27 protein-coding genes and 3 tRNA genes are annotated in these 23,511 nt (G+C 34.4%); 14 read left to right on the plus strand and 16 right to left on the minus strand.

Translation table 11 applies throughout. The annotated features are described in order from the left end of the window. Positions 1-165: 165 nt before the first annotated feature. The 4 genes from B8977_RS04880 to B8977_RS04895 are packed head-to-tail and all read right to left on the minus strand — an operon-like array spanning position 166 to position 4,233. Positions 166-1,353: an aspartate aminotransferase family protein gene (locus tag B8977_RS04880; RefSeq protein ID WP_084016551.1), complete on the minus strand. Its 1,188-nt coding sequence runs from the start codon at positions 1,351-1,353 to the stop codon at positions 166-168. Next, the gene (locus B8977_RS04885) at positions 1,354-1,995 is read right to left on the minus strand and encodes a hypothetical protein (RefSeq protein WP_084016552.1); all 642 of its coding nucleotides are present in this window, start codon (positions 1,993-1,995) and stop codon (positions 1,354-1,356) included. A gap of 27 nt (positions 1,996-2,022) precedes the next feature. Continuing rightward, complete coding sequence (locus tag B8977_RS04890; protein WP_245828429.1) at positions 2,023-3,753, minus strand: OstA-like protein; 1,731 nt, start codon at positions 3,751-3,753, stop codon at positions 2,023-2,025. Positions 3,754-3,789: 36 nt separating this feature from the next. Beyond that, the gene (locus B8977_RS04895; protein WP_084016600.1) at positions 3,790-4,233 is read right to left on the minus strand and encodes a Fur family transcriptional regulator; all 444 of its coding nucleotides are present in this window, start codon (positions 4,231-4,233) and stop codon (positions 3,790-3,792) included. Between the two features lie 307 nt (positions 4,234-4,540). On the opposite strand from B8977_RS04895, the gene B8977_RS04900 reads away from it, so the two are divergent. Then, a complete protein-coding gene (locus B8977_RS04900; protein ID WP_084016554.1) occupies positions 4,541-5,803 on the plus strand; it encodes a DEAD/DEAH box helicase in 1,263 nt (420 codons plus the stop codon). A 121-nt stretch (positions 5,804-5,924) separates the two neighbouring features. Next, positions 5,925-6,962 (plus strand): glycosyltransferase family 9 protein, encoded by a 1,038-nt coding sequence (locus B8977_RS04905; RefSeq protein WP_084016555.1) that lies wholly within the window; start codon positions 5,925-5,927, stop codon positions 6,960-6,962. A gap of 109 nt (positions 6,963-7,071) precedes the next feature. Here B8977_RS04905 and B8977_RS04910 read toward each other — a convergent pair. Both B8977_RS04910 and B8977_RS04915 read right to left on the minus strand, forming a co-directional pair. Further along, positions 7,072-7,146 (minus strand) — tRNA-Pro (locus B8977_RS04910). A gap of 16 nt (positions 7,147-7,162) precedes the next feature. Continuing rightward, a tRNA-Ser gene (locus B8977_RS04915) sits at positions 7,163-7,246 on the minus strand. 143 nt (positions 7,247-7,389) lie between these two features. Between B8977_RS04915 and B8977_RS04920 the strand changes: the two genes are divergently transcribed. The 8 genes from B8977_RS04920 to B8977_RS04955 all read left to right on the plus strand — a co-directional run bounded on the left by B8977_RS04920 (position 7,390) and on the right by B8977_RS04955 (position 14,583). Then, positions 7,390-8,328: an N-acetylmuramoyl-L-alanine amidase gene (locus B8977_RS04920; protein WP_084016556.1), complete on the plus strand. Its 939-nt coding sequence runs from the start codon at positions 7,390-7,392 to the stop codon at positions 8,326-8,328. 11 nt (positions 8,329-8,339) lie between these two features. Beyond that, entirely contained in the window at positions 8,340-8,981 is a 642-nt protein-coding gene (locus B8977_RS04925; protein ID WP_245828432.1) for a peptide deformylase, read from the plus strand. A 61-nt stretch (positions 8,982-9,042) separates the two neighbouring features. Next, positions 9,043-10,263, plus strand: coding sequence for a porin (locus B8977_RS04930; RefSeq protein WP_084016558.1), 1,221 nt, complete (start codon positions 9,043-9,045; stop codon positions 10,261-10,263). A 241-nt stretch (positions 10,264-10,504) separates the two neighbouring features. After that, positions 10,505-12,532 (plus strand): M3 family metallopeptidase, encoded by a 2,028-nt coding sequence (locus B8977_RS04935; protein WP_084016559.1) that lies wholly within the window; start codon positions 10,505-10,507, stop codon positions 12,530-12,532. Positions 12,533-12,539: 7 nt separating this feature from the next. Further along, positions 12,540-12,968 carry a hypothetical protein gene (locus B8977_RS04940; protein ID WP_084016560.1) on the plus strand — a complete coding sequence of 143 codons (429 nt, stop codon included), beginning with the start codon at positions 12,540-12,542 and terminating at the stop codon, positions 12,966-12,968. Between the two features lie 6 nt (positions 12,969-12,974). Then, entirely contained in the window at positions 12,975-13,370 is a 396-nt protein-coding gene (locus B8977_RS04945) for a hypothetical protein (protein WP_084016561.1), read from the plus strand. Positions 13,371-13,380: 10 nt separating this feature from the next. After that, a complete protein-coding gene (locus tag B8977_RS04950; protein ID WP_084016562.1) occupies positions 13,381-13,935 on the plus strand; it encodes a suppressor of fused domain protein in 555 nt (184 codons plus the stop codon). Between the two features lie 81 nt (positions 13,936-14,016). After that, positions 14,017-14,583: a hypothetical protein gene (locus B8977_RS04955; protein WP_084016563.1), complete on the plus strand. Its 567-nt coding sequence runs from the start codon at positions 14,017-14,019 to the stop codon at positions 14,581-14,583. Positions 14,584-14,595: 12 nt separating this feature from the next. Here the strand turns inward: B8977_RS04955 and trhA are convergent, their stop codons facing one another. From trhA to B8977_RS04970, 3 genes are all read right to left on the minus strand, one after another. Then, entirely contained in the window at positions 14,596-15,234 is a 639-nt protein-coding gene (trhA, locus tag B8977_RS04960) for a PAQR family membrane homeostasis protein TrhA (protein WP_084016564.1), read from the minus strand. Beyond that, the gene (locus B8977_RS04965) at positions 15,224-16,273 is read right to left on the minus strand and encodes a 2Fe-2S iron-sulfur cluster-binding protein (protein WP_084016565.1); all 1,050 of its coding nucleotides are present in this window, start codon (positions 16,271-16,273) and stop codon (positions 15,224-15,226) included. Before B8977_RS04965 ends, trhA begins: the two co-directional genes overlap by 11 nt. 200 nt (positions 16,274-16,473) lie before the next feature. Next, positions 16,474-16,650: a histone H1 gene (locus tag B8977_RS04970; protein WP_084016601.1), complete on the minus strand. Its 177-nt coding sequence runs from the start codon at positions 16,648-16,650 to the stop codon at positions 16,474-16,476. A gap of 204 nt (positions 16,651-16,854) precedes the next feature. Between B8977_RS04970 and mtgA the strand changes: the two genes are divergently transcribed. The 4 genes from mtgA to B8977_RS15075 all read left to right on the plus strand — a co-directional run bounded on the left by mtgA (position 16,855) and on the right by B8977_RS15075 (position 19,697). Continuing rightward, on the plus strand, positions 16,855-17,538 hold the full coding sequence (gene mtgA, locus B8977_RS04975; RefSeq protein WP_084016566.1) for a monofunctional biosynthetic peptidoglycan transglycosylase: 684 nt from the start codon (positions 16,855-16,857) through the stop codon (positions 17,536-17,538). A gap of 80 nt (positions 17,539-17,618) precedes the next feature. After that, entirely contained in the window at positions 17,619-19,151 is a 1,533-nt protein-coding gene (gene guaA, locus B8977_RS04980; protein WP_084016567.1) for a glutamine-hydrolyzing GMP synthase, read from the plus strand. 67 nt (positions 19,152-19,218) lie between these two features. After that, positions 19,219-19,292: transfer RNA gene (locus B8977_RS04985), tRNA-Gln, on the plus strand. Between the two features lie 228 nt (positions 19,293-19,520). Further along, positions 19,521-19,697: a hypothetical protein gene (locus tag B8977_RS15075; RefSeq protein WP_159447452.1), complete on the plus strand. Its 177-nt coding sequence runs from the start codon at positions 19,521-19,523 to the stop codon at positions 19,695-19,697. Between the two features lie 36 nt (positions 19,698-19,733). Here the strand turns inward: B8977_RS15075 and B8977_RS04990 are convergent, their stop codons facing one another. From B8977_RS04990 to B8977_RS05025, 7 genes are all read right to left on the minus strand, one after another. After that, positions 19,734-20,711 (minus strand): N-acetylmuramoyl-L-alanine amidase, encoded by a 978-nt coding sequence (locus B8977_RS04990; protein ID WP_084016568.1) that lies wholly within the window; start codon positions 20,709-20,711, stop codon positions 19,734-19,736. Positions 20,712-20,743: 32 nt separating this feature from the next. After that, a complete protein-coding gene (locus B8977_RS04995) occupies positions 20,744-21,262 on the minus strand; it encodes a hypothetical protein (protein ID WP_084016569.1) in 519 nt (172 codons plus the stop codon). Positions 21,263-21,276: 14 nt separating this feature from the next. Further along, positions 21,277-21,474 carry an SMI1/KNR4 family protein gene (locus B8977_RS05000; RefSeq protein WP_084016570.1) on the minus strand — a complete coding sequence of 66 codons (198 nt, stop codon included), beginning with the start codon at positions 21,472-21,474 and terminating at the stop codon, positions 21,277-21,279. Positions 21,475-21,766: 292 nt separating this feature from the next. After that, the gene (locus B8977_RS05010) at positions 21,767-22,273 is read right to left on the minus strand and encodes a hypothetical protein (RefSeq protein ID WP_084016572.1); all 507 of its coding nucleotides are present in this window, start codon (positions 22,271-22,273) and stop codon (positions 21,767-21,769) included. Between the two features lie 150 nt (positions 22,274-22,423). After that, positions 22,424-22,780 carry a hypothetical protein gene (locus tag B8977_RS05015; RefSeq protein WP_084016573.1) on the minus strand — a complete coding sequence of 119 codons (357 nt, stop codon included), beginning with the start codon at positions 22,778-22,780 and terminating at the stop codon, positions 22,424-22,426. Between the two features lie 20 nt (positions 22,781-22,800). After that, positions 22,801-23,079, minus strand: coding sequence for an EndoU domain-containing protein (locus tag B8977_RS05020; protein WP_262494074.1), 279 nt, complete (start codon positions 23,077-23,079; stop codon positions 22,801-22,803). A 73-nt stretch (positions 23,080-23,152) separates the two neighbouring features. Next, a complete protein-coding gene (locus tag B8977_RS05025; protein WP_084016574.1) occupies positions 23,153-23,497 on the minus strand; it encodes a hypothetical protein in 345 nt (114 codons plus the stop codon). Positions 23,498-23,511 lie beyond the last annotated feature (14 nt).

Consider the following 23,511-nt stretch of genomic DNA (forward strand, 5'->3'; position numbering starts at 1 on the left):
AATACAGAAAAGTAATTTGCGCAACATTCATTTTACTAATAATGACGCTCATAATTATAATTATAGTAACTATATTAATAATTACTGTGATAATTTTAATAAAGATATTTGAGATTTTGCTGAATATTATGCTTTAATAAATATGCCGCTTGTTCTGGAAAATTTCTAATTTTCATTTAAAACTTCTAAAATAATTTCGCAGCCTTGTTTTATTTCATCTAAAGAAATGGTGACAGGCGGCGTAATTCTGAGGTTTTGGATGCTGTACATGAGCCAAAAAACAATGAGCCCTTTTTCCATGCATTTTTTGGCGACCTGGAGAGCGTATTCGGGTGATTCTAATTCAGGAGCGAGCATCAGTCCTCTTCCTGCAACGGTTTTTATTTTGGGATGAACTAATAATTTTCTGAATAATTTTTCTTTTTCATCGATTTGAATCATTAAATCAGATTCAATCAATTCATCTAATGTTGCTAAAGCAGCGGCGGCTACAACGGGATTTCCTCCAAAAGTAGTGATATGCCCTAAGGTAGGACTGTGTGAAAGCGATTCCATCTTTTCTGCACTTGAAACAAAGGCTCCAATGGGCATTCCGCTAGCCATTCCTTTCCCAATAACAAGTACATCGGGAGCGAAATCGTAATGTTCAAATGCAAATAATTTACCGGTTCTCCCGAATCCGGGTTGGATTTCGTCAAGGATTAATAAGGCTCCAACTTTTTCGCACCGGTCTTTTAATTTCTTTAAATAATTATCCTGCGGCAAACGAAATCCGGATGCTCCCTGAATAGTTTCTACTACTACGCCGGCGGTTTTAGAAGTAATTTTATTTAAATCTTCTTCCGAATTGAATTCGATAAAATTAATCATGGGTAATAACGGACGAAAAGCACGTTTTTTTTCTTCTCTTCCTCCCAAACTTAATGAGCCATGCGTATTGCCATGGTAAGCGTTTTTGCAGGCTATGATTTCTTCGCGTCCTGTATAGCGTTTTGCCAGTTTCATAGAAGCTTCTATGGCTTCTGTACCCGAATTGACGAGATAGGTTGTATCTAATGGCGCAGGCAAAACTTCGGCCAATCTTTTGCACAATTGAACAGGATTGTCCTGGGCATATTCGCCATAAACCATGACGTGCTGGTGACGATTGACCTGATCGATGATTGCTTGATTGACTCTGGGATGTGAATGCCCTAAAGTATTTACTGAAACGCCGGCTGCAAAGTCTAAATAGGCTTTTCCATCTTTTCCATAGATATAACTTCCTTTTGCATAATCGACTTCAAATCCAGAAGCGAACTGAGTGGTTTTTGCTTGAAATTTAAAAAAATCCCTTTTAAGATTTGTGTTCATCTATAAAATCAATAACAATACAATGGCTGCACCTGAAGCGTAAGCACCAATTGTAAATAAATCAGAGAAAGGTTTTGAGAATCTTCTTTCTAAAATAGATTCTTCCTGAATGTCATTCATATGATGGCGGTAAACTTTTCCAGGTTTACGTATTTTATGAGAAACCAAAGTATCGCCTTCCCATTTGTCTACCTGAATTTTATATTGGTGGTCTAATGCAGTTATTTTATAGTATTTATTCGGTAGTAGTTTGGATTTGATTCCTGCCTCTGTGGATTTGGTATCTTCAGCTTTTACAATTCCTTTATTTGTATTTCTTTTGCTTTTGTCGTCTGAACTTCCATCAGATCTAGAAAAACCCATATTTGATTTTTCATCTGATTTTGATGGCTGCTGATCTTTTTCTAGTACTTTTTGAGGCTCTGTGTCTTCCAAAGAAATTTGAGGTGTTCCCTGTTGCTCTTTTGTTTTTTGTGCTGCTACGTCACTGCTTCTTTCAGTTCTTATTGATTTTTGCTCTGCGGGAGAAGTGTTATTCTTTTTAATAGTTTCTACAATTTCTTTTTCAGAATAAGGCTTATAGATATAGCAGCTTGTCAACAATAGTATGATCGGAAATAGTAAATATTTATTAGTCTTCATGGTTGTAAATTTATAAATCTAAACGGATTATTCTTCATTTTCTTTTGATTCATCCGAATTTTCATTGGTCAAATCATCTAACAAAATAATTTCACCTTGTGGGTTTTCCGGATTTGGCTTTATCAACAGATGTTCAGGAGGATTGTCAAAAATGTCCTGCCATCTTTTCATCATCTCATCTCCTCTCCATTGAAAGTCTTTGAGGTATTTTGATTTATCTGGAAGTTTTGATTCCGGGTAAAGTTTAGAAGTTGCTTGAATCCTACAGGAAAGCACATCAACATCATTTCCATTGATGTCAGCTTCTATAATTCCACAGTCAGATAAGTTAATTCCAATCCGTTCTTTGGGTTTGTTTTTTGCAGGGTCGGCTTCCTCGTCTACAAATGTGACCGATTGTGCATTTTCGTGAACTTCAATCCAATCTAATTTGTTATCCAAATAAAGACCCAACATAAATTTGCCTTTGACCTGATTAAAATCTTTCTCAGTCAGAGAATCTACTTTTGAAATTGCAAAAGCATTGTTCCAAACGCGGACAGAATCCATCACTTCTTTGATGACATTATTATAAGCATAAATGGTATCACCGGTAATTTGCTGTTCGCTAGACCACATAATCGGATCACGGAAAAATTTTAAAATACCTTTTGTTTCATTATAAACTATAGAATCTGCTTTTCCTTGTGCATTGCTTTTGAAAAATCTCGCATTGAAATATCCTTTGATGATTCGGGTAGAATCCTTTCGCTGAACCGCCATCAGCGTATCTGCATGGAAGTACAAAGAATCGGTTTTGAAAGCTTTTACAGCGTAAGCATTTTGAGTAACGTAGGCTGAATCTAAATCCCGGTATGCTTCAGCATATTCTCCACGTATAAATCTTTGTTCATCCGGATCATCCATCAACACATCACCTTTTGCCCAACCATAACCGGTTTTGTCATTGAAATACATTTGATTTCCATGCAATTCTTTTCCCTGCCTATAAACTGTGGAACGTTTATTCAAAAAGGCTTCACCTGTTCTTTTGTTGAAAACCCCTCCTCCTTCCGGCATCAGAATATAATTGGTCGGATCTTTTCTGTCAGAAACACGACTGTAATCTAAAAATACCGTTTCACCAGTTGTCTGATTCATCGTCATTTTTTTTGAGTCTATTTTATATTCAGGAGTTTCAATGCTTACTTGTCTGTCGAATTCAATCACTTTGGAATTGGCATTGTAAACCAAAGTCTGAGTATGCGTGACTGTGCCGTCGTTTCCACGAATGATTGCGCCGGCATCTGTTCTAGCAATTCCTGTTTTCCTGTCGTAAATCATGTGAGGTGTTTCGATGCGCTGACTTGGATCAATCATCACTACATTTCCAGTTGCCACAGCTACATCCGTCAAACGATTGTATTCCACATAATCTGCAAATAATTCTGATTTCTGGTCTTTCAAATGAACATTGTCGAAACCTTTTGCGATGCGTGTATTTCCGTCATACTCCAAACTATCGGAAGCCATGGAAACCGTATCATTTATAATTCTCACTCTTGACCATGCGCGGAAAAAATTCAAATCCTGGTACCAAACCGCAGAATCACTGTATAGCTTAGTGCCGTCGTGGTCAAAAACTACATTTCCGTATGCGAAAGGATTTCCCTCAAATTTGAGAGGAGTGGTTTTCATCACATCGGAATGGATGTGTTTGATTTTTTTGACAGGTGGTTTTTGAGGATTGTTTTGTCCATAGACACAAAATCCTATCAAAAAAATAAGAATTATCCGGAAAAAATTCATTTAATATTAATTTCTTCTACCGTAAAAATAGAGAGAATGGCTGTCCACTTTGATGCCAAAAACTTCTTCAATCGTTGACTTTATAGATTGAATTCTAGGATCACAAAATTCTATCACTTCTCCGGTATCAGAAAGGATAATGTGGTCATGCTGCTTGTCGAAATAAGATTTTTCGTAATGCGCTTGCTGGTCTCCAAATTGGTGCTTGCGAACCAACTTTGCATCTAACAACAATTCAATCGTATTGTAAAGCGTAGCGCGGCTGACACGGTATTTTTTATCTTTCATCATGATGTACAAGCGATCGATGTCAAAATGCTCATCAGTCGAATATATTTCTTCTAAAATCGCATATCGTTCAGGTGTTTTTCGGTGACCTTGTTCTTCCAAAAAATTCGTAAACACTTGTTTTACAATCTCATAATTCTTTTGTTTGACGGCGTCCATCATCATCTGCAAAGTTTTTGTAAAGATAGTTTTTAATTTGAAAATGTAAAGCATCAAAAAATCATACATATTTGTTAATTGTAAATTATAATTAACTACTCGTTAATTTGTCGTAATATTGCAGCGGTTAAACCCATTTAAGAAAAGTAAAATCTTTTCGTCAATCTTCACAGCGGGGCTATTCTTTCAAAAAAAGAAGCTAATTAGAAAGAAAAATTTAACCAAAATCCAGCCCATTTTAATCAAACAAAAAAATGTATCATTTGGATCCAAATTCCAAATCATACTTCACTCATTATGTATAAAAAATATGACAACTTTTAAAGAATTAAATCTAATACAACCTATACAAAAAGCATTGGATGAATTGGGTTATGAAAACCCTACACCTATTCAGCAACAAGCTATTCCAAATGTTTTAGCAAAAAAAGATGTATTGGGATGCGCACAGACCGGAACAGGAAAAACGGCTGCTTTTGCTATTCCTATCCTTCAACTTTTGGAACAAAATAAAGTTCAAAATCAAAGAAAAAATATAAAAGCGCTCATCGTTACACCAACGCGTGAATTGGCGATTCAGATTGAAGAAAGTTTTGCAGATTACGGAAAACATCTTCCGCTTAAACACGCAGTAATTTTTGGAGGTGTGAAACAAAATCCCCAAGTTGGGAAATTGAGAAACGGAATTGATATTTTGGTAGCAACGCCCGGACGTTTGCTCGATTTAATCGGTCAAAAAATTATTTCTTTAAAAGATGTTGATATTTTTGTGCTGGACGAAGCAGATCGAATGTTGGACATGGGATTCATCCATGATATCAAAAAATTATTACAAATTCTTCCTCCAAAAAGACAAAATCTTTTCTTCTCGGCTACGATGCCGAAACCTATTCAAGAATTGGCGAATACCATCTTATACCAACCTGTAAAAGTAGAAGTTACGCCAGAATCCACCACCGCAGAAACCATTCAGCAAGCAATTTATTATGTAGACAAAGACAATAAAATTCCTTTGTTACATGGATTGATAAAAGATCAAATCAAAGAAAGCGTTTTGGTTTTTACACGAACGAAACATGGTGCAGATAAATTGGTAAAAGCTTTGGCAAAATTGGGTGTTTCAGGCGCAGCCATTCATGGAAATAAATCTCAGAATGCACGACAAAATGCGCTGAATAATTTCAAGGATAAAAAGATTCAGGTTTTGGTCGCTACCGATATTGCAGCACGTGGAATCGATATCGATTTACTTAAATATGTTGTAAATTTTGAAATACCTAATATTCCGGAAACATATGTTCATAGGATTGGTCGTGGCGGTCGTGCCGGAGCGGAAGGAATTGCAATTTCTCTTTGTGACATCGACGAGAAAGAGTATGTAAAAGACATCCAGAAAATCATCGGAATGAAAATCCCGGAAGCGGCCAACAATCCTTATCCGATGAAAAATTTTGAATTAACGCCTGTAAAACCAAAACAACCGCGTCCTACAAGAAAATTTAAATCTGACACAGAGAAATCATCACAACCTAAAAGCTCTAAAAACAAACAATCGAGATTCAAAAGAAGATAATATTTTTTGTATGTTCGCAATCGGTAAAAATGGATTTTTTTAAGCCAATGAATATATTTAATTTTAGAATTCCCTTGGAATATAAAGAAGGTTACCTCAATTATTTTAAAGAATACTGGTCATGAAAATTCCCGGAAGGATCAATAGCATTAGACGCCGTATAACTCGTGGGCTGACGGCTAGCGTGGGTAAAACCAAGACTAATTATCAGAACATAAATATTCAAAAAATATTAATATGCAGACCCAATCAAAGATTGGGTAATTTGTTGCTGATAACACCTTTGGTTCAAGAGGTTATAAATACTTTTCCAAATTGTAAAATAGATATGTTTGTAAGAGGCGGTTTGGCTCCTGTCATATTTGAAAATTATGAAAATATAGACAAGATTATACAACTGCCGAAAAAGCCATTTAATCAAAAATTCAAATACGTTAGTTCATGGATATCTTTGAAAAAGAAATCTTATGATTTAGTCATAAATATATACAGTGAATCATCTTCCGGCAGGCTCTCAACAAAATTTACCAAATCTAAAATTAAATTCTATGGTGACAGTTATGCTGAAACAGATGAAAAACCAGCTGATTATATACACTTTGCGAAACATCCCATTTATAATTTAAGACATGATCTGAGTCAAATAGGCATAGATACTTCAAAAAACACAATGCCTTATTTAGATATAAAGTTAAATCATTCGGAAATTGAGAAAGGAAAAACGATAATTGACTCAATTGTAAAAAACGACAAAAAAATCATCAGTATATTTACTTTCGCGACGGGAGCAAAATGTTATTCAAAAGAATGGTGGACTGAATTTTATGAAAAATTAAAAATAGCTTTCCCTGATTATAATATTGTAGAAATTTTACCGGTCGAAAATGTTTCTCAAATCAATTTTCAGGCACATACATTTTACAGCAAAGACATTCGGGAAATCGCTTCAGTCATCCGAAATACTTCCGTTTTCATAGGAGCTGACAGCGGTATGATGCACTTAGCAAGTGCTTCTCAAACCCCTACAATTGGCTTATTCGAGGTAACTTATGACAAAAAATACGAACCTTATAATGACGAAAGTATATCGATAAACACTAATAATTTTGATATGGATTACATCATAAAATCCGTAGAAAAAATCATTTCAAATGAGTAAGAATTAAAAAAATCTTATTTCACTCATATTTAGATTTTATTTATAAAGTAACAAAACAGAAAAACCGCAAATTCAATGAATTTGCGGTTTTTTTACTTACTGTAAGTTGTCGGGGTGGCAGGATTCGAACCTGCGACCTCCTGGTCCCAAACCAGGCGCGATGACCGGACTACGCTACACCCCGTGTTATTTCAAAATTGCGGAGAGACAGGGACTCGAACCCTGGCGACGGTTACCCGTCGACAGATTAGCAATCTGCTCCGTTACCACTCCGGCACCTCTCCCTGCTGTCCTTCTTTCTAGTAGGAAAGCGGATGCAAAAGTAAATTGAATGTTTCTTTTATGCAAACAATTTTCAATAATTTTTATACATTTTTTCTAATTTCTTTTTAATTAACTTTGTTTCAGTAACATTTCAAATTCATTTATGACCTATAAGATCCCTTTTCTAGTCGCTATTCTAAGTTTATTGATTGCTTCGTGTGCTTCCCAGCCTCCAAAAGTCATCAAACAAATTGTCAGAGATACAGTAGTTATCAATAGCATTACAGAGAAGTACGAATATGCGCGTTTTGCCAAATTAGACAATTACAAAGTTTCCACGCAACATTATCCTGCAAAAGGACAGGATGAAAGAATCCGTTATTTGGTGCTTCATTACACCGCAATGGATAATGCATCTTCACTGAGAGCCTTAACCAATAATGAAGTAAGTTCGCATTATTTAATAGGTGATTTAAATAACGATACCATTTATGCGTTGGTAGATGAAACAAAACGTTCATGGCATGCAGGTGCGAGTTTCTGGAAAGGTGTAAATAATATTAATTTTTCATCCGTCGGGATTGAGATTGTGAACAAAGGTTATACGACTGACAAAACTTTGACAGGAAATCCTGATTTGGCAACTGCCACAAGGTATTTCTTCGATTTTCCGGAATATCAAATCAAAAAAGTTGCTGAATTATCGCGTGATATCATCGACAGATACAAAATCGATCCTGTAAATGTGGTAGCACATTCTGACATTGCACCGCAGCGCAAACACGATCCGGGACCGAAATTCCCTTGGAAAAGACTTTATGATCAATACAATATTGGTGCGTGGTACGAAGAAAGCCAAAAATCAATTTATCTTTCTCAGTTTCCTTATGCTGAAATAGATTCTTTTACATTTATTCAATCGGTACAGGCTGATTTAGAAAAGTACGGCTATGAAATCCAGAAAACAGGAATGTGGGACGAACAAACGAAAAAAGTCATCACAGCATTTCAATACCATTTCCGTCCGGAACGTTTCGATGGTATTATAGATGCTGAAACCTGGGCAATTCTGAAAGCATTAATTTTAAAATACAGAACTTAAATTACTTCATTTTGAAATTATTATTTAGCTCAGTTTTTCTGTTTTTATTGTTTGGATTTAATTTCGCACAGAAATATGAAAAATTTACAGAAGATGAAAAATCATTGATTCAATCCAATTCTTCTGAAATGATGCGTGTTTATAATTTGGTTAATTCAAATGATTCGATTGTTTTGAATTCGAGTTCGAAAACCGTTGACCCAAAAAATAAATTCACAAAATTACTGGCAGAGAGAATGTTGCTTTCGGTAAATGACCCTGCTCACAAAGGCGTTGGAATTGCTGCTCCACAAGTTGGCATCAATCGCCGAATGCTTTTAGTCCAAAGATTTGATAAAGAAGGAAAACCTTTTGAATTGTTTATCAATCCTGAAATTATTTGGGGTTCTGAATTGATGCAAAAAGGTCCTGAAGGTGATTTGTCATTCGAAGACAGAGGTGAAGTCATGCGCCATTACATCGTTCAGGTGAAATATTTCAATTTGAAAAGCGAATCCATTACAGAAATTTTAGAAGGATTTACTTCAGTGATTTTCCAGCATGAGCGTGACCATTTGGATGGTATTTTGTTAACTGACAGAATTGAGGAACAGAAAACCAAAAACTACCAATACGCACCCGGAACTGCCAATTTATATTTCCTGATTGATTAACATTAATTTAATTTTAGGTTGAATTAATTCACATTAATTTTGCACGTCAATTTAAAAATGGATGAATAAACTTTATTTGTTGGTTGGAATTCTGCTCGTGGGGGTTTCTGCGTCTGCACAGATTGTAAAATATGATACGCTGAGAACTGAAGTTCAACATGCCGCTCTGCCTTATTATAGCTACGGAAAAGGTTTGGGATTAACTTCTCCTGACAGTATTTTTCAATTGAACATTCGTTTTCGCATGCAAAATAGAGTCACTTATTTTGACAATGAAGGCGAAGAAGAATCTATTGATGGACAAATCCGCAGATTGCGTTTGCGTTTCGATGGTTATGTGGGAAGCCCTGAATTTATGTATTCCATACAGCTTTCCTTTGCGCCTGAAGATGTGGGTGAAGTGGAAGACGGAAGAAACATCAACATCATCCGCGATGCGGTTTTGGTTTATAAACCCAATGATCATTGGGATTTTAGTTTCGGACAGACTAAGCTTCCCGGTAACAGACAACGTTTGAATTCTTCCGGAGGTTTACAGTTAACGGATCGAACCATCAATAATTCAAGATTCAATATTGATCGTGATTTTGGTTTTCAAGTTCACAATACAAACGAATTTCAGGATAAATTTTCCTATAATTTCCGCGGTGCTGTCAGCATGGGTGACGGACGCAACTGGACTGACAATGAAGACACCGGAATTGCTTTGACAGGAAAAGCCGAAATTTATCCATTCGGTGCATTCAAAAAAACTGGAGCTTATTTTGAAGGAGATTTGATGCGAGAACCCAAACCTAAATTGATGCTTTCGGGAGCTTATCATCAAAATAACCAAGCGAAAAGAGAACGCGGTCAAACTGGAAGAGATTTGTTTGAATCCCGCACAATGCGCTCGGCATTTGCAGATTTGATTTTCAAATACAACGGCTGGTCTTTTATGTCAGCTTATATGAACCGAACTTCCAAAAATCCGGTTACTTTCAATCCTGAAGACAACAATGACGTACGTTATGTGTTTGTGGGAGAAGGAATGGACTTTCAGGGAAGTTATTTATTTCGAAATAATTTTGAATTGATCGGAAGATATTCAAATCAATGGGTAGATGACAAAATCGAAATGTTTGAACCCAATACACAACAATTCAGCTTAGGTTTGACCAAATACATTTGGGAACATGCTTTCAAATTACAGGCTGAGGCCACTTACGAAATCCAGGATTTCTACATCGGAACGAAAGAGACCAATTGGTACGTGCGTTTCCAGATAGAGATTGGAATATAATTTACCTCGTTTAAATAATTGATCTAATTTCATTTTTTACCAGATGGGAAAAGCTGAGACAAACAGCTATAAAGCTATTTTCAAAAATCATTAATCCCCTCATTTATACTTTAATTTACCTACACCAATTTATAAACTTCTATAAAAATCTAAAATAAATCATTATTTACAACAGTAAACAACGGTTTATTTATGCTTAATTTTTGAAAAACACATTAAATTTGAACTTTAATACATTTCAATGAATAATCCACTTTTAGATATTTTTAACACCCCTTTTGACAGCGCTCCATTTCTAAGTGTAAAAAACGAATATTACAAATCTGCTTTTGAAAAAGCAATTGAAATGGCTAAAGCGGAAATCAATGAAATCTGCAACAATTCAGAAATCCCAACTTTCGAAAACACAATCGAAGCCATGGAAATCAGCGGTGAAAGATTGAGCAGAATTTCTTCAATTTTTTTTAATCTAAATTCTGCTGAAACCAATGATGAAATGCAGCAAATTGCACAAGAAATCTCTCCGCTTTTGTCAGAATTTTCAAATGACATTCGTTTAAATCCAGTCTTATTTGAAAGAATTAAATCAGTTTACGATCAGAAATTTGAATTGAATTTATCAGACGAACAATTTCGTTTACTCGAAAAAAAATACAAAAATTTCAGCCGAAACGGAGCAAATTTATCTGAAGACAAAAAAGAAAAATTACGCGAAATAGACAAAGAATTATCTTCAATTTCACTTCAGTTTGGACAAAACGTTTTGGCGGAAACAAATGCATATGAATTACATCTCACAAATGAAAATGAATTGAAAGGTTTGCCAGATTATGCCATACAAGAAGCAAAAAAAGAAGCCGAATCCAAAGAAAAAACGGGATGGATTTTTACTTTGCAAGCGACGAGTTACCTTCCGTTTATGACCTACAATGACAACCGCAATTTGCGTGAAATGTTATTTTTGGCTTATGGAAAACGGTCTTTTCAAAACAATGAATTCAATAACGAAAAAATTGTAAAAAGAATTGTAGAATTGCGTTTGGAGCGTGCTAAATTATTGGAATACAAAACCCATGCGGATTTTGTTTTAGAAGAAAGAATGGCAAATTCTCCACAAATTGTTAAAGATTTTTTGCTGGATTTACTTTCAAAATCTAAAAAATTCGGAGAAAATGATGTAAACGAATTGAAAATATTCGCTCAAAAAAAAGACAATATCGAAACTCTGCAGCGTTGGGATCATGCTTATTACGCAGAGAAATTAAAACAAGAAAAATACAGTCTTTCGGAAGAAGAATTGAAACCTTATTTTTCTTTGGAAAATGTAGTAAATGGTACTTTTACAATCGCTGAAAGGTTATTTGGAATTCGTTTTGAAAAAAGGTTTGACATCCAGAAATATCATGAAGATGTAGAAATTTATGAAGTATCTGACAAACAAAACAATCATTTAGCACTTTTCTACACTGATTTTTTTCCGAGAAAAGGGAAACGTGCAGGCGCTTGGATGACGGAATTTCGTGGCGAATCAAATGTGCAGGGAAATTCAAAACGTCCGCACATTTCTATAGTTTGTAATTTTACAAAACCTACTAAAGATAAACCTTCACTTTTGACTTTTAATGAAGTGACGACTTTGTTTCATGAGTTCGGGCACGCTTTGCACGGAATGTTGGCCAATACGGTTTATGAAAGTTTATCGGGTACAAATGTTTATTATGATTTTGTAGAATTACCGTCGCAGTTCATGGAAAATTTCTGCTATGAACCTGAAGCTTTGGAATTATTTGCACAACATTACAAAACGGGAGAAACCATTCCGCAAGAATTAATTGAAAAAGTAAAAAAATCATCCAGTTTTATGGAAGGTTATCAAACAGTCCGTCAGTTAAGTTTCGGATTGCTGGACATGGCCTGGCATGGTGTTGAAGAGCTTGGAATTAATTCTGTTTCCGATTACGAAAGAAAAGCATTTGAACCTACGGAATTGTATCCGATTGTCGAGGGAACGAACATGAGTGTTTCGTTTTCGCATATATTTCATGGCGGATATTCGTCCGGATATTATTCTTATAAATGGTCGGAAGTTTTGGAGGCTGATGCATTTGCTTATTTTCAGGAAACCGGTATTTTCAATTCTGAAACTGCCAAAAAATTCAAACATTTATTAGAAAGTGGTGGAAGCATCGATCCGATGGAATTGTACAAATCTTTCCGGGGAAAAGAACCAAGTAATGATGCGTTGTTGAAACGTGCAGGATTTAATTAATTAATACATGAAAAACATAGTTTTAATTCTATCGGTTTTGTTTTTGATAACAAGTTGTTCTTCTTCTATTTATAATAAATATTCGAAATACAATCGCTTTGATAAAGAAGATGGAATGTTGAGGTTTTACAATGAAGAGTTAAATGTAAAATCGTTAAGTTTTAACGATTATAAGTTTGCCAGTAATCTGGGAGAATTTAAATCTATCAGTAAAGATAGTAAACCTCTTTTCGAAAATGTAATTGTTTATGCAAGAAAAACCGGAACCGATCAAGATTTTTATATCATCAAGATGAATTATGTAAATGTACGTCCGGATTATCAAATCATTAAACACCATGGCGAAAAAGGAACTTTGTTTTTATTGATTTCAAAAAATACTGCCGAAGAAGATGCGAAGAGAATTGAAGAAGAATTTGGAAAATTAATTAAATAAAATACTATGAAAATACTCAACAACAAATCCTTACAAACATTTCTTGCAATTGGACCAATGATTTCGATTATAATAACCCTTTTAGGATATTTTATTTTTGCATTTGGAACTGTAATCTATGCTATAGTGGAAGAACCAGAATCAGATCCTTCTTTATTTTTCACAGGAGGTATGTTATTCTTTTTTGTACTGATGATTTTGAGCTTTATTTTATCCTTAGCCAATATTGTGTTCTTTGTATTGCACGCCGCCAAAAATCCAAATCTTGAAAAAGAAAACATGAGATTGATCTGGATTTTGGTAATCGTTTTTGTAATGGTCTTCGGTTTAGGTAGTATGATTTATTGGTTTGCCGAAATCAAGACGAAAAACCCTAAACCCATTATTCCAAATCAATTTTAAATTACAATTAATGACACCCGTAGAAAAATATTTACAACATTTAGATAAAATCTTTCAGCGCGAGCCTGAATTTTTCAAAAACGACAGCCTTATCGAAGGTGTGAACAATGTAACAGCAATTGTTTACAAAGACTTTCCGACGATTGGTTATGTGACCGCAGTTACTTACGGACTTTCGCTTGTAGAGCATGATGATTGGAAAAATGCACGTGCCGAACTTTTCATTTGTGTGCAATCTGAAAGCATCGACTGGGGCATCGTCATCGGTTACATCGCCAATCATTTGCGTGGGAAATTTCCTTTTACTTACGGAAATACAATCAATTTTGGAGAAAAAATAAACGAAGAATCAGAAATGGATGCCTTTCTCATTTTCACGCCAACCATTTTGGAGCAGGATGAATTTCTCAATATTGACATAGGACTCGATTATAAAATCAATCTTTCAGCGCTCTACCCTATTTACAAATCGGAAATAGAGCTTTACAACCAAATCGGGATCGAAGCATTTCTCCAACATCCGAAGTTTGATTTTTACAATGTAAAAAGGAAAGTGATGGTATGAAATTATTCAAATTATTATCTAAATATGTGATTTCAAATAAGTGTAACAAATTATAAAAGCAGCCGTCTTTAGCAAAAAAATATGAAACCAAAAATCAATTGCTTAATTGGATTATTCTTTTTTGTATTGAGCTACATCATGTTTTCTCAAGGTTCTAAATTGGCATATTTTCAAAAACCAATTGATTTTGCACATTGGTTTAATTTAATTGGAGCTGTATTTCTAATTTCATTTAATAAAGTATTTCCCAAAAATAATCTAAATTCTTTCGCCTCTTTTTTAACAACATTGGGAGTTATTGCTCATATAGGTCTTTGTACAATTGATTTTATCATGTGGAGTTTTGGAAATGATGATCTCGCTAAAGAAGAATTAAGCAAACATATAAGCAACACTCCATCTATATTGTATCCATTTATTATTATCGGACCATCTTTGCTTTTTTTGGGACTGGCAGCTCACGCATCAAACTTCATTAGAACTTTCCCCATCAGTTCCTTAATGGTAATTATTGCAGCACCTATGGTAGGTTTTTCATTTTTCATATTGAAAGATGGAATTTACATGTTAGTGAGTTGTATTGTTTTTGCCCTAGGATTATTTTTACTTCTTTATAGAAAAGAAAAACATAAAATCTCAAATGTATAAACTAGTCGAAGTTTATATAAAATACAACAAAATTCCGAAATAATGAAAGGTACTTCCGGCCAGCACAAAAAAATGCCAGATTGCATGATTATAAGGTATTTTTTCTTTGACATAAAAATAAATGCCAACGGTATAAAACAATCCGCCTAATCCCATCAACCAAAGCGTCTCGGAAGAAAGATTTTCTACCAAAGGTTTGATAGCGATGATGATGAGCCAGCCCATGGCTGCGTACAAAATGAGCGAAAGTTTTTCTGATTTGCGGAGCGGAGAAAATTTAAAAACAAAACCCAAGGCTGCCATGCCCCAAATAGAACCGAAAATGCTCCACCCCCACGCTCCTTTTAGTCCCAGTAAAGCAATCGGTGTATAAGTTCCCGCAATCAAAATATAAATGCAGAGATGATCGAGCTTTTGGAAAATGAGTTTTCTTTTTTCGTTTGAAACTGCATGATAAATTGTCGATGCTAGGTAAAGAATAACCATGCTCAATCCAAAAACTGAAGCACAAATTAATTCAATTTTACTTCCGCTTTGGGAAGCAAAATATATCAAAACAAACAAACCGAAAAAAGACAATAAAGCCCCTACCCCATGTGTAAACACATTCCAAAATTCCTCTTGGCGGTAGTCTATGGATTTAAACGGCATCAAAATTAATTCGGATTTTTCCGGATTTCGGACGAGAAATACAGGCAAGAATTAATCCTTCTTCGATGTCGGAATCTGTCAAAACGAAATTATCTGCGAGTTGCACTTCCCCTTCTTCCAACTTACATAAACAACTGCTGCAAACGCCTCCTTTACAAGAATAAGGCGCATCCACATCTTCGTCGATCATTGCATCAATCAGGTTTTTTTCTTTGTGCCAAGTGATGGTGCTCACTTCTCCGTCAAGTTCTACTGTAACTTCCACCTCATCGGGTGCACTTGGTTCCTCTACCAAAAATTCAAAAGGATTTTCGTCTGGAGTAAACATTTCAAAATGAATGTGTTTTTTAGGAATTCCGGCATTGAAGATTTCCTGTGAAATTTCCTTAATCATTTCATTCGGACCGCAAACCATGGCTTCATCCACTTCATTAATGTCAACCAATTGATTTAAAATCAATTCAAATTTATGTTTGTCTAGCCTTCCTTCAAACAACCAATCTTCCAGTTTATGCTGTGTATAAAACAAATGCGGATGAAAATTGTTGGGATATTGTTCCTTTAAAGCTTTCATTTCTTCAAGAAACATGACCGATTCCGGACTTTTATTAGAGTAAAATAAATAGAAATTTACCCATTCTTCGGTTTGTAAAGAGTATTTAATGATGCTCAAAATGGGCGTGATTCCACTTCCGGCTGCAAATGCAAGCAAAGTTCTTTTTTCGTTAGGTTTGGTGGGTATTCCAAATCTTCCGTTGGGTGTGGAAACTTGTAAAGTATCGCCAATTTTCAATTCACGGGTTAAATATTTAGAAATATTTCCTTCTGACATTGCTTTCACGCCGATGCTCCATTCTTCATCCAACGGGCTTGAACAAAGGGAATAATCTCGTCTTAAACCGTTGATATCTAAAGTAATGTATTGCCCTGAAACAAAATTAAATTCAGGTTTCAAATGGTCTGGAACGTCAAAAGTTATCTGGACAGAATCGGGAGTTAAATTTCGTACGGATGCTACCTGCAGCGAATGGAATGCCATTGAATCAATTTATTTGGTGCAAAAATAAGAATTCTGCTTGAGTTTAGAATTCTTGACAATTATGAAATATTTTGATTAGGGAGCAAAATAAATTATTGATTTAATTATGAATAACTTAATTAAAGTTAGAAATCATTGCTGATGAATTAGTTGAATCAGTTTTCAAAACTAAAAAAAACTCCCCGAAGGGAGTTTAATGATTATTTTTTAGATTCGTCTAAAGAAACTTTTCTAAATTCTTTTAGTAATTTCTCAATAGCCAAAGAAGATTTACGAGCACGAGTACCAGCTGCTTTGTTTCCTTTTTCTGATTGTAATTCTGCATCAGCTTTAAATGCTTCAAATTCTGAATTGATTTTTTCTACGATTTCTTTCATATTATTTTTTTTAATGGATTGCGAATTTAGTAAATTTAAAATATTATTGATTTGCAAATTTGAATTTATTTAGAAATAAATGAAAACTTAATCTGCTTTGAAAGCAGGTTTGCTCAACAGAAAGTTCATTTCCTAATCTTCTTTAACGAAATTTCAACTCAAAAAAAATCCCGAACTTCGCATTTCGAAACTCAATTTTTTAAGATGAAAAAAGTCTGGAAAATCATCAAAAGAACATTTATTATCCTCTTTATTGCACAATTGGCTTACATCGTTATTTTGAAATGGGTAAATCCGCCTATAACAGTTACTCAAATCGGTAGTTTGATAGAAGGACGCGGGCTCGCACGTGATTATATTTCTTATGATGAAATGCCTAAAAGTGCCAAACTCGCCGCCATTGCTTCAGAAGATCAATTGTTTGCAACCCACAACGGATTCGATAAAAAAAGCATAGAAAAAGCACTAGAATTTAACGAGAAAAAAGAAGGAAAAAAAGTGCGTGGCGCGAGCACCATTTCACAGCAAGTTGCAAAAAATGTATTTCTATGGCAAGGCAGGAGCTGGTTCCGTAAAGGGTTGGAAGCATATTTCACTTTTATGATTGAGTTAGTTTGGAGTAAAGAAAGAATTCTCGAAATGTACCTCAATGTCTCTGAAACAGGAATCGGAACTTTTGGCATCGAAGCAGCTTCTCAGCGTTATTTTAAAAAGCCTGCTTCCAATCTTACGAAAAATGAAGCAGCAAGAATTGTCGTTAATCTTCCCAATCCAAAAAAATATAAAGTAAATCCACCAAGTGGTTATGTCAGCAAACGTGCGAAATGGGTGGAACGTCAAATGAGAAATTTGGATGGAGACAAAGACATAGAAGAATTGGTGAAATAAATTCAGATTCCACCTATTTTAATTGAAATTCGTGATTGAAAATTCGCAATTGACTCGTATTTTTGCGCAAACTTCACACAATGACAAACGGAATCATCATTTTAGACTTCGGCTCTCAGTACAACCAGCTGATTGCACGAAGAGTTAGGGAATTTGGAGTATATGCAGAAATTCTCCCTTTCAATGCTTCACTTGAAGAAATCAAAAACCACAATCCAAAAGGAATTATCCTTTCCGGCGGGCCATCTTCCGTTTTCGGATCGGAAGCACACTTAGTTGATAAAGAATTATTTGAATTAGGCGTTCCTGTTTTAGGAATTTGCTACGGAATGCAGCTCACAGCGCATTTGCTCGGTGGTGAAGTAAAAAAAGGAGTAAAAGGCGAATACGGAAAAGCAGAATTAAATATTTTAAAATCAAATGATTTATTGAATGAAATTCCTGCGAAATCTACAGTTTGGATGAGTCATTTCGATGAAGTTTATCAGTTACCGGAAGGGTTTGAAATCGCCGGAAAATCTGAAAATGTAATCGCTTCGATGGCAAATGAAGAAAGAAAAATTTATGCCGTTCAGTTCCATCCTGAAGTTTCTCATACAGAATTCGGAGCCCAGTTGCTCAAAAATTTCGTATTCAACATTTGTGAAGCAGAAAAGAATTGGGCATTGACTGATTTTATCGAAAATGAAATTCAAAGAATTAAAGATATAGTAGGTAACCAACGTGTCATTTTAGGTCTTTCGGGAGGCGTTGATTCTTCTGTAGCAGCGGTTTTGATTCACAAAGCCATCGGCGATCAATTGACTTGTATTTTTGTCGATACTGGATTGTTGCGTAAAGATGAAGGAAAAAAAGTCATGGAAAATTACGGAAAACATTTCCACATGAACATCAAAATGGTAGATGCGCGCGAACAATTCATGTCTAAATTAAAAGGAATTTCTGACCCTGAAGAAAAAAGAAAAATCATCGGACGTGAATTTGTAGAAGTTTTCAATGATGAATCAACAAAATTTGATGATGCATCCTTTTTAGCACAGGGAACAATTTATCCGGATGTAATTGAATCACAATCGGTAAAAGGTCCCTCAGCGACCATCAAGTCACACCACAACGTAGGAGGATTACCGGAAACGATGAAATTAAAATTGCTGGAACCTTTGCGTGAATTATTCAAAGACGAAGTAAGAAAAGTGGGCGTTGAATTGGGAATAGCCAGAGAATTGGTTTATCGTCATCCGTTTCCGGGACCAGGATTGGGAATTCGTATTTTAGGAGAAGTAGATGAAGAAAAAGTAGAAATACTGCAAGAAGCCGATGATATTTTCATCCAAGAACTTTACAAAAACAATTTATATGATGAGGTAAGTCAGGCATTCGTTGTGCTTTTACCGGTAAAATCCGTAGGGGTAATGGGGGACGAAAGGACTTACGAATACACCGCAGTGGTTCGTTCGGCTAATACAATTGACTTTATGACGGCAACTTGGTCAAAATTACCTTACGAATTTTTAGAAACCGTTTCAAGCCGTATCATCAACGAAGTCAAAGGAATAAACCGTGTAGCTTACGACATAAGCTCTAAACCACCCGCAACAATCGAGTGGGAATAAGAAAAAAGTAATATTATTTTTTGTGCAGATAAATAATTTGATTATATTTGCACTCGCAATTTAAGGAAGACCCATGGTGTAATGGTAACACACCGGTTTTTGGTACCGATATTCGGGGTTCGAGTCCCTGTGGGTCTACCACTATATAAAAGCAATCATCTGTTAATCAGCTGATTGCTTTTTTTATTTCTATTTTTTATTATTTCGTGACATTTTTTGTGCCTTTCTTTATCTATGAATCTCACAATTAATCATCTTATATATGTTTCAGAAAAATTCCGGTGAAATAATAAAGACGCTTTATTAATTTTTGTTCATTCTGTTGTAAGTTTATGGCATGCATACAAAAGGAGGAGGATTTCTATAAATATGTCAGGAAAAATACTAGAAAAAGAGGAAAAGGAATATCCTTTTTCCATTCCACGCGAAGAAGGAACGAAATTCCGAAACCAGAAAATGAATTTGGGTGCTATGTTTTCGGTTCTTGCTTCTCAAAATCCTTATATCACAGCATTACAAACAGCAGGTGAATTGCAAAGAATATAGGAATATCAGTTCTTTTCTAAAATTCGAGAGTAAAAATTACTCGGAAATATACTTCTTATTTACCCATTTTTGCTCCAGATCAATTTTTACCCAACCTGATTTTTCTTCATAGACAAATACTTCTTGTCCTTTCATTAATTTTGCAACGATAGGAAATTTGGTACCGATTCCGGATCTTATATTTAGATCATCTGTATTAACAATAGCTCGTCTTACCTCTTTGGTATATTTAACGGAAACCCAATGACTGGCAGATGAAGAAATCTTATACCACCCGTCTTTTTCCTGATAAACTCTTAAAATAGCACCGAACAGGGCGGCAGAACGGTCAGTTGCCAAAGCATACCTTGTTCCAGCTCCGATTCTTATATTAAGTGTTGAAGCCGTTACATAAGCATATCTTATTACAGAAATTATTTCCTCTTCTTTTTCAATAGCTTTTTTGACAAGTGGTATAAAATTCTTTTCGCAATCTTCTACTTTATTCCCGTCAAAAAAGTTAGTTCCGGGACATGATTTATTATTTCCCGAACCGTTATTTCTTTTTCCTGTTGCTAAATTAAACCAATGATGATATACTATTTTATTAGTATCAGGTGTGAAATTAAACTTTTCACATAGAGCGGCAGTTACCACGATAACTGCTTCTTTTTGGGCATCTGTCATTTCATCATGGCCTTTGTCGAAATATCCTACATTTTCAATACAGATGGAATTGGCATTATTCCCATAAATACAGGCAGGTGATTTTTCCAAAGAACGTCCCGTAAGAATTTCCCCATCAGGGAAAATGCTAAAATGTTGACCTATGTCTGCCAATCCGTTTTGATTGATGTGTGTATTTTTCATTCCCCTTTGTAACTCAAAATGGTTATTTCCTTTGAAATGAATATAGGAAGGAATATAGGTGTGATGTTGCTGGATAGTTAGAATGGTCCGTGCTATTCTGAGCTGAGAAATATAAGTTCTGAATTCAGAAATATTCATTTTTGTAAAACCTAATTTTGTTTCCATATAGTTATTATTTGTGAGAGATTAATTTTTCTTCAATGACTATTCATGAATTTTTCAAATGCTTGAGTATAAGTATACTCAGATAAATCAAACTCTTGAATATACTCAAAGAATTTATCAACATAAATTTTGGGTATTTCGACTTTTAACAGCAATGGCTCAAATTCATCCCACTCCTCAAGATTTACTATAGTTGAAGCGAGCTTCTTTGAAATGATTGTTATTTCTTTGAGCTTGCTGAATTCAGAAGTTTCCTTATAGGAAAGGAAATCTTCATATATATCACGCATATTAAGCTCTGAAACACTTGTAGAATCATGTGGGTTTTCTATCCAGAACTTAGCAATCAACTTTGTATAGTAAGTGTTTATATCAATTGAGTCTATACCACATTTTGTAAATTCATATAGTTTTTCTCTGGGATCATTGTTCCAACTAATTTTGATTTTATCTTTTAAAACTTGGTTGCATTCTTCTGATTGTTGAGCGCGAACTTCTGTAAATATCCCAAACAACAAAATTAAAATAATTGTTTTTCCTGTATTATTCATTTCTCAAATATTTTTTATTCAAACGAATCAACTCCGAAAAATTCTTCTAAAGAATCGGCTACAAATTCTCTTCTCGGTTCGCCCACATCTAAAGCCCAAAAATAGATTTTTCCATAATCATCATTTCTTGTTGAAATGGTAAAAATATTTCTACCTTGGTCATCTTTTAATAAAAGTTTCGTCAAATTCTGACTGTAAAATGATAGAATCATTGAAGTTTAATAAGCAAAATTTTGTTTTCTCTTTATTGCTAATTATTAAATATCTTTGAATGCAATTATTTGTTGCATAATATTTTATGCCTTTCACTTTATTTTTTTTCCTTCCTCGTATCTGTTGCAATAATTATATTTATTAGAGGCTATTATTATGCTGTCTTTTGTTTTACTTTCTTTTAGGCTAATATCTTTTATCTTTGCTTGTATTTCATCTATATTCAAATTAGATTTCCTCTTAATTTCCGAAAGTTGATAGTTTTTGCTTAAATAATAAAGCTTATTGTTTTTATCCTGAAAATATATCAAACTTAATGAATGCTTTTTCTTTATCTTCAGTCCTATCTTTCCAAAAATGTTCATATTCAATAGAAATGATTTCGTAATTTGATGATATTATTTGCTTCTTGTCCTCCATGCTATATACTCCACTTTTAAATTTTTCATTGTTTATTACATAAATAAACTCATCAACAAGTATAATTTTGTCATATAAATTATCAATTAAAATTGATTTTTCTTTATTTATAAATCCTTTTTTGTCATTAATTGTTGTAACATAGCCGTGACGGGGATAATAATTTATATCATCATATAGAGGTTCTAAAATTTGATTGCACTGATTGTAATTATCACATTCAATAACGCCTGATTTTTTGTTTTTTATTACTATGAATCCTTTTTTGTAGTAATAAAAAACCGAATCGTATTTTGGCTCAACAATCTCTTTTGCGTTATAAATATCTGCCCATCCCCATAAATTATTTGATTTCAATGGAATTGCTCTTTCTTCCATGAATTTTGTTTGTCCCAAAACAACAACTGAAAAAGAATAAAAATCCCCAAGAAATGATATTTGCTTTTTTTCATAATATTTAAAATTTTATTTTGTATTTGAATTGTTTAAAAAATAGACAAACCGCCCTATTTTAAGCGGTTTTAAAACTCAATTGTTTTCTTCTATAAACTTCTTGAAGTCTTCCATAAAAGTAATAAACTCTTCGTGTGGCAAAACCAAATCTTGTGTTGTTCTCACACCACTCCCTTGACCTCTTGTTTTCATTAAATCCCAAAAAATAACACCTTCTGTTGGATGACTTACCAAAAACACATCTTCATTTGCCCATTGATACTCTACATCTGTATCTATCGTAGATTTTACACCGTCTATGATTTCCTGTGCTTTGGCGGGTATCCAAGAAATATCAGTAAGATTACCAAGGACATAAAATTCTGCATCTTCTATTCTTACAGAATAAATTGTTGATTTTGATATTTTTTGTATAAAAAATGTATATTTCATTTCAATTATTTTTTCAATTATTATCTTAAATATGGGTATGCGTTCATAATATTTCCCACATCGTCAACTTCAACTAATATGTCAAAACCGTTTGAGGACTCTCCAATAAATTTATTAAATAAGTCCGTAGGTTTTTTTTCTAATTGCCCAATTCCCTTCGCAACAGTATTTTCATACACATAAGCAATTTCTTCCTGTATGCGGTCTAATTTCCAGTTCTTAGGGAACATAGAAGAAGTTTGCTTTTTGGGTAACCACTCGCTACGGTATTTAACATCTATTTCAGCTTTAAATGGCAAATCGTCTATCGGCGGATCGGGATCAAATACGGTATAAGGTTTATTTCATTATTTCAAAGAACGGACTGTTTTCTCAACTGTTTTCTTCTATAAACTTCTTAAAGTCTTCCATAAAAGCAATAAACTCTTCGTATGGCAAAACCAAATCTTGTGTTGTTCTCACACCACTCCCTTGACCTCTTGTTTTCATTAAATCCCAAAAAATAACACCTTCTGTTGGATGACTTACCAAAAACACATCTTCATTTGCCCATTGATACTCTACATCTGTATCTATCGTAGATTTTACACCGTCTATGATTTCCTGTGCTTTGGTAGCTGTCCAATCCCAACCACCCATATTTCTTATAGTATTTTCTATTTCTATTCCAAGTACTGTGGTGCCATCCCAGTCATATTTATTAAAGCTATATTTCATTTTAATTTGTTTTT

The sequence above is a fragment of the Moheibacter sediminis genome, assembly GCF_900176425.1.
GTDB lineage: Bacteria > Bacteroidota > Bacteroidia > Flavobacteriales > Weeksellaceae > Moheibacter > Moheibacter sediminis.

Excerpts from the sequence above, each read along its gene's own strand:
- B8977_RS04880 (WP_084016551.1), bottom strand. The coding sequence starts at position 1,353 with ATGAACACAAATCTTAAAAGGGATTTTTTTAAATTTCAAGCAAAAACC.
- B8977_RS04885 (WP_084016552.1), bottom strand. The coding sequence starts at position 1,995 with ATGAAGACTAATAAATATTTACTATTTCCGATCATACTATTGTTGACA.
- B8977_RS04895 (WP_084016600.1), bottom strand. The coding sequence starts at position 4,233 with ATGATGGACGCCGTCAAACAAAAGAATTATGAGATTGTAAAACAAGTG.
- B8977_RS04900 (WP_084016554.1), top strand. The coding sequence starts at position 4,541 with ATGACAACTTTTAAAGAATTAAATCTAATACAACCTATACAAAAAGCA.
- B8977_RS04905 (WP_084016555.1), top strand. The coding sequence starts at position 5,925 with ATGAAAATTCCCGGAAGGATCAATAGCATTAGACGCCGTATAACTCGT.
- B8977_RS04920 (WP_084016556.1), top strand. The coding sequence starts at position 7,390 with ATGACCTATAAGATCCCTTTTCTAGTCGCTATTCTAAGTTTATTGATT.
- B8977_RS04930 (WP_084016558.1), top strand. The coding sequence starts at position 9,043 with ATGAATAAACTTTATTTGTTGGTTGGAATTCTGCTCGTGGGGGTTTCT.
- B8977_RS04935 (WP_084016559.1), top strand. The coding sequence starts at position 10,505 with ATGAATAATCCACTTTTAGATATTTTTAACACCCCTTTTGACAGCGCT.
- B8977_RS04940 (WP_084016560.1), top strand. The coding sequence starts at position 12,540 with ATGAAAAACATAGTTTTAATTCTATCGGTTTTGTTTTTGATAACAAGT.
- B8977_RS04945 (WP_084016561.1), top strand. The coding sequence starts at position 12,975 with ATGAAAATACTCAACAACAAATCCTTACAAACATTTCTTGCAATTGGA.
- B8977_RS04950 (WP_084016562.1), top strand. The coding sequence starts at position 13,381 with ATGACACCCGTAGAAAAATATTTACAACATTTAGATAAAATCTTTCAG.
- B8977_RS04955 (WP_084016563.1), top strand. The coding sequence starts at position 14,017 with ATGAAACCAAAAATCAATTGCTTAATTGGATTATTCTTTTTTGTATTG.
- trhA (WP_084016564.1), bottom strand. The coding sequence starts at position 15,234 with ATGCCGTTTAAATCCATAGACTACCGCCAAGAGGAATTTTGGAATGTG.
- B8977_RS04965 (WP_084016565.1), bottom strand. The coding sequence starts at position 16,273 with ATGGCATTCCATTCGCTGCAGGTAGCATCCGTACGAAATTTAACTCCC.
- B8977_RS04970 (WP_084016601.1), bottom strand. The coding sequence starts at position 16,650 with ATGAAAGAAATCGTAGAAAAAATCAATTCAGAATTTGAAGCATTTAAA.
- mtgA (WP_084016566.1), top strand. The coding sequence starts at position 16,855 with ATGAAAAAAGTCTGGAAAATCATCAAAAGAACATTTATTATCCTCTTT.
- guaA (WP_084016567.1), top strand. The coding sequence starts at position 17,619 with ATGACAAACGGAATCATCATTTTAGACTTCGGCTCTCAGTACAACCAG.
- B8977_RS15075 (WP_159447452.1), top strand. The coding sequence starts at position 19,521 with ATGTCAGGAAAAATACTAGAAAAAGAGGAAAAGGAATATCCTTTTTCC.
- B8977_RS04990 (WP_084016568.1), bottom strand. The coding sequence starts at position 20,711 with ATGGAAACAAAATTAGGTTTTACAAAAATGAATATTTCTGAATTCAGA.
- B8977_RS04995 (WP_084016569.1), bottom strand. The coding sequence starts at position 21,262 with ATGAATAATACAGGAAAAACAATTATTTTAATTTTGTTGTTTGGGATA.
- B8977_RS05000 (WP_084016570.1), bottom strand. The coding sequence starts at position 21,474 with ATGATTCTATCATTTTACAGTCAGAATTTGACGAAACTTTTATTAAAA.
- B8977_RS05010 (WP_084016572.1), bottom strand. The coding sequence starts at position 22,273 with ATGGAAGAAAGAGCAATTCCATTGAAATCAAATAATTTATGGGGATGG.
- B8977_RS05015 (WP_084016573.1), bottom strand. The coding sequence starts at position 22,780 with ATGAAATATACATTTTTTATACAAAAAATATCAAAATCAACAATTTAT.
- B8977_RS05025 (WP_084016574.1), bottom strand. The coding sequence starts at position 23,497 with ATGAAATATAGCTTTAATAAATATGACTGGGATGGCACCACAGTACTT.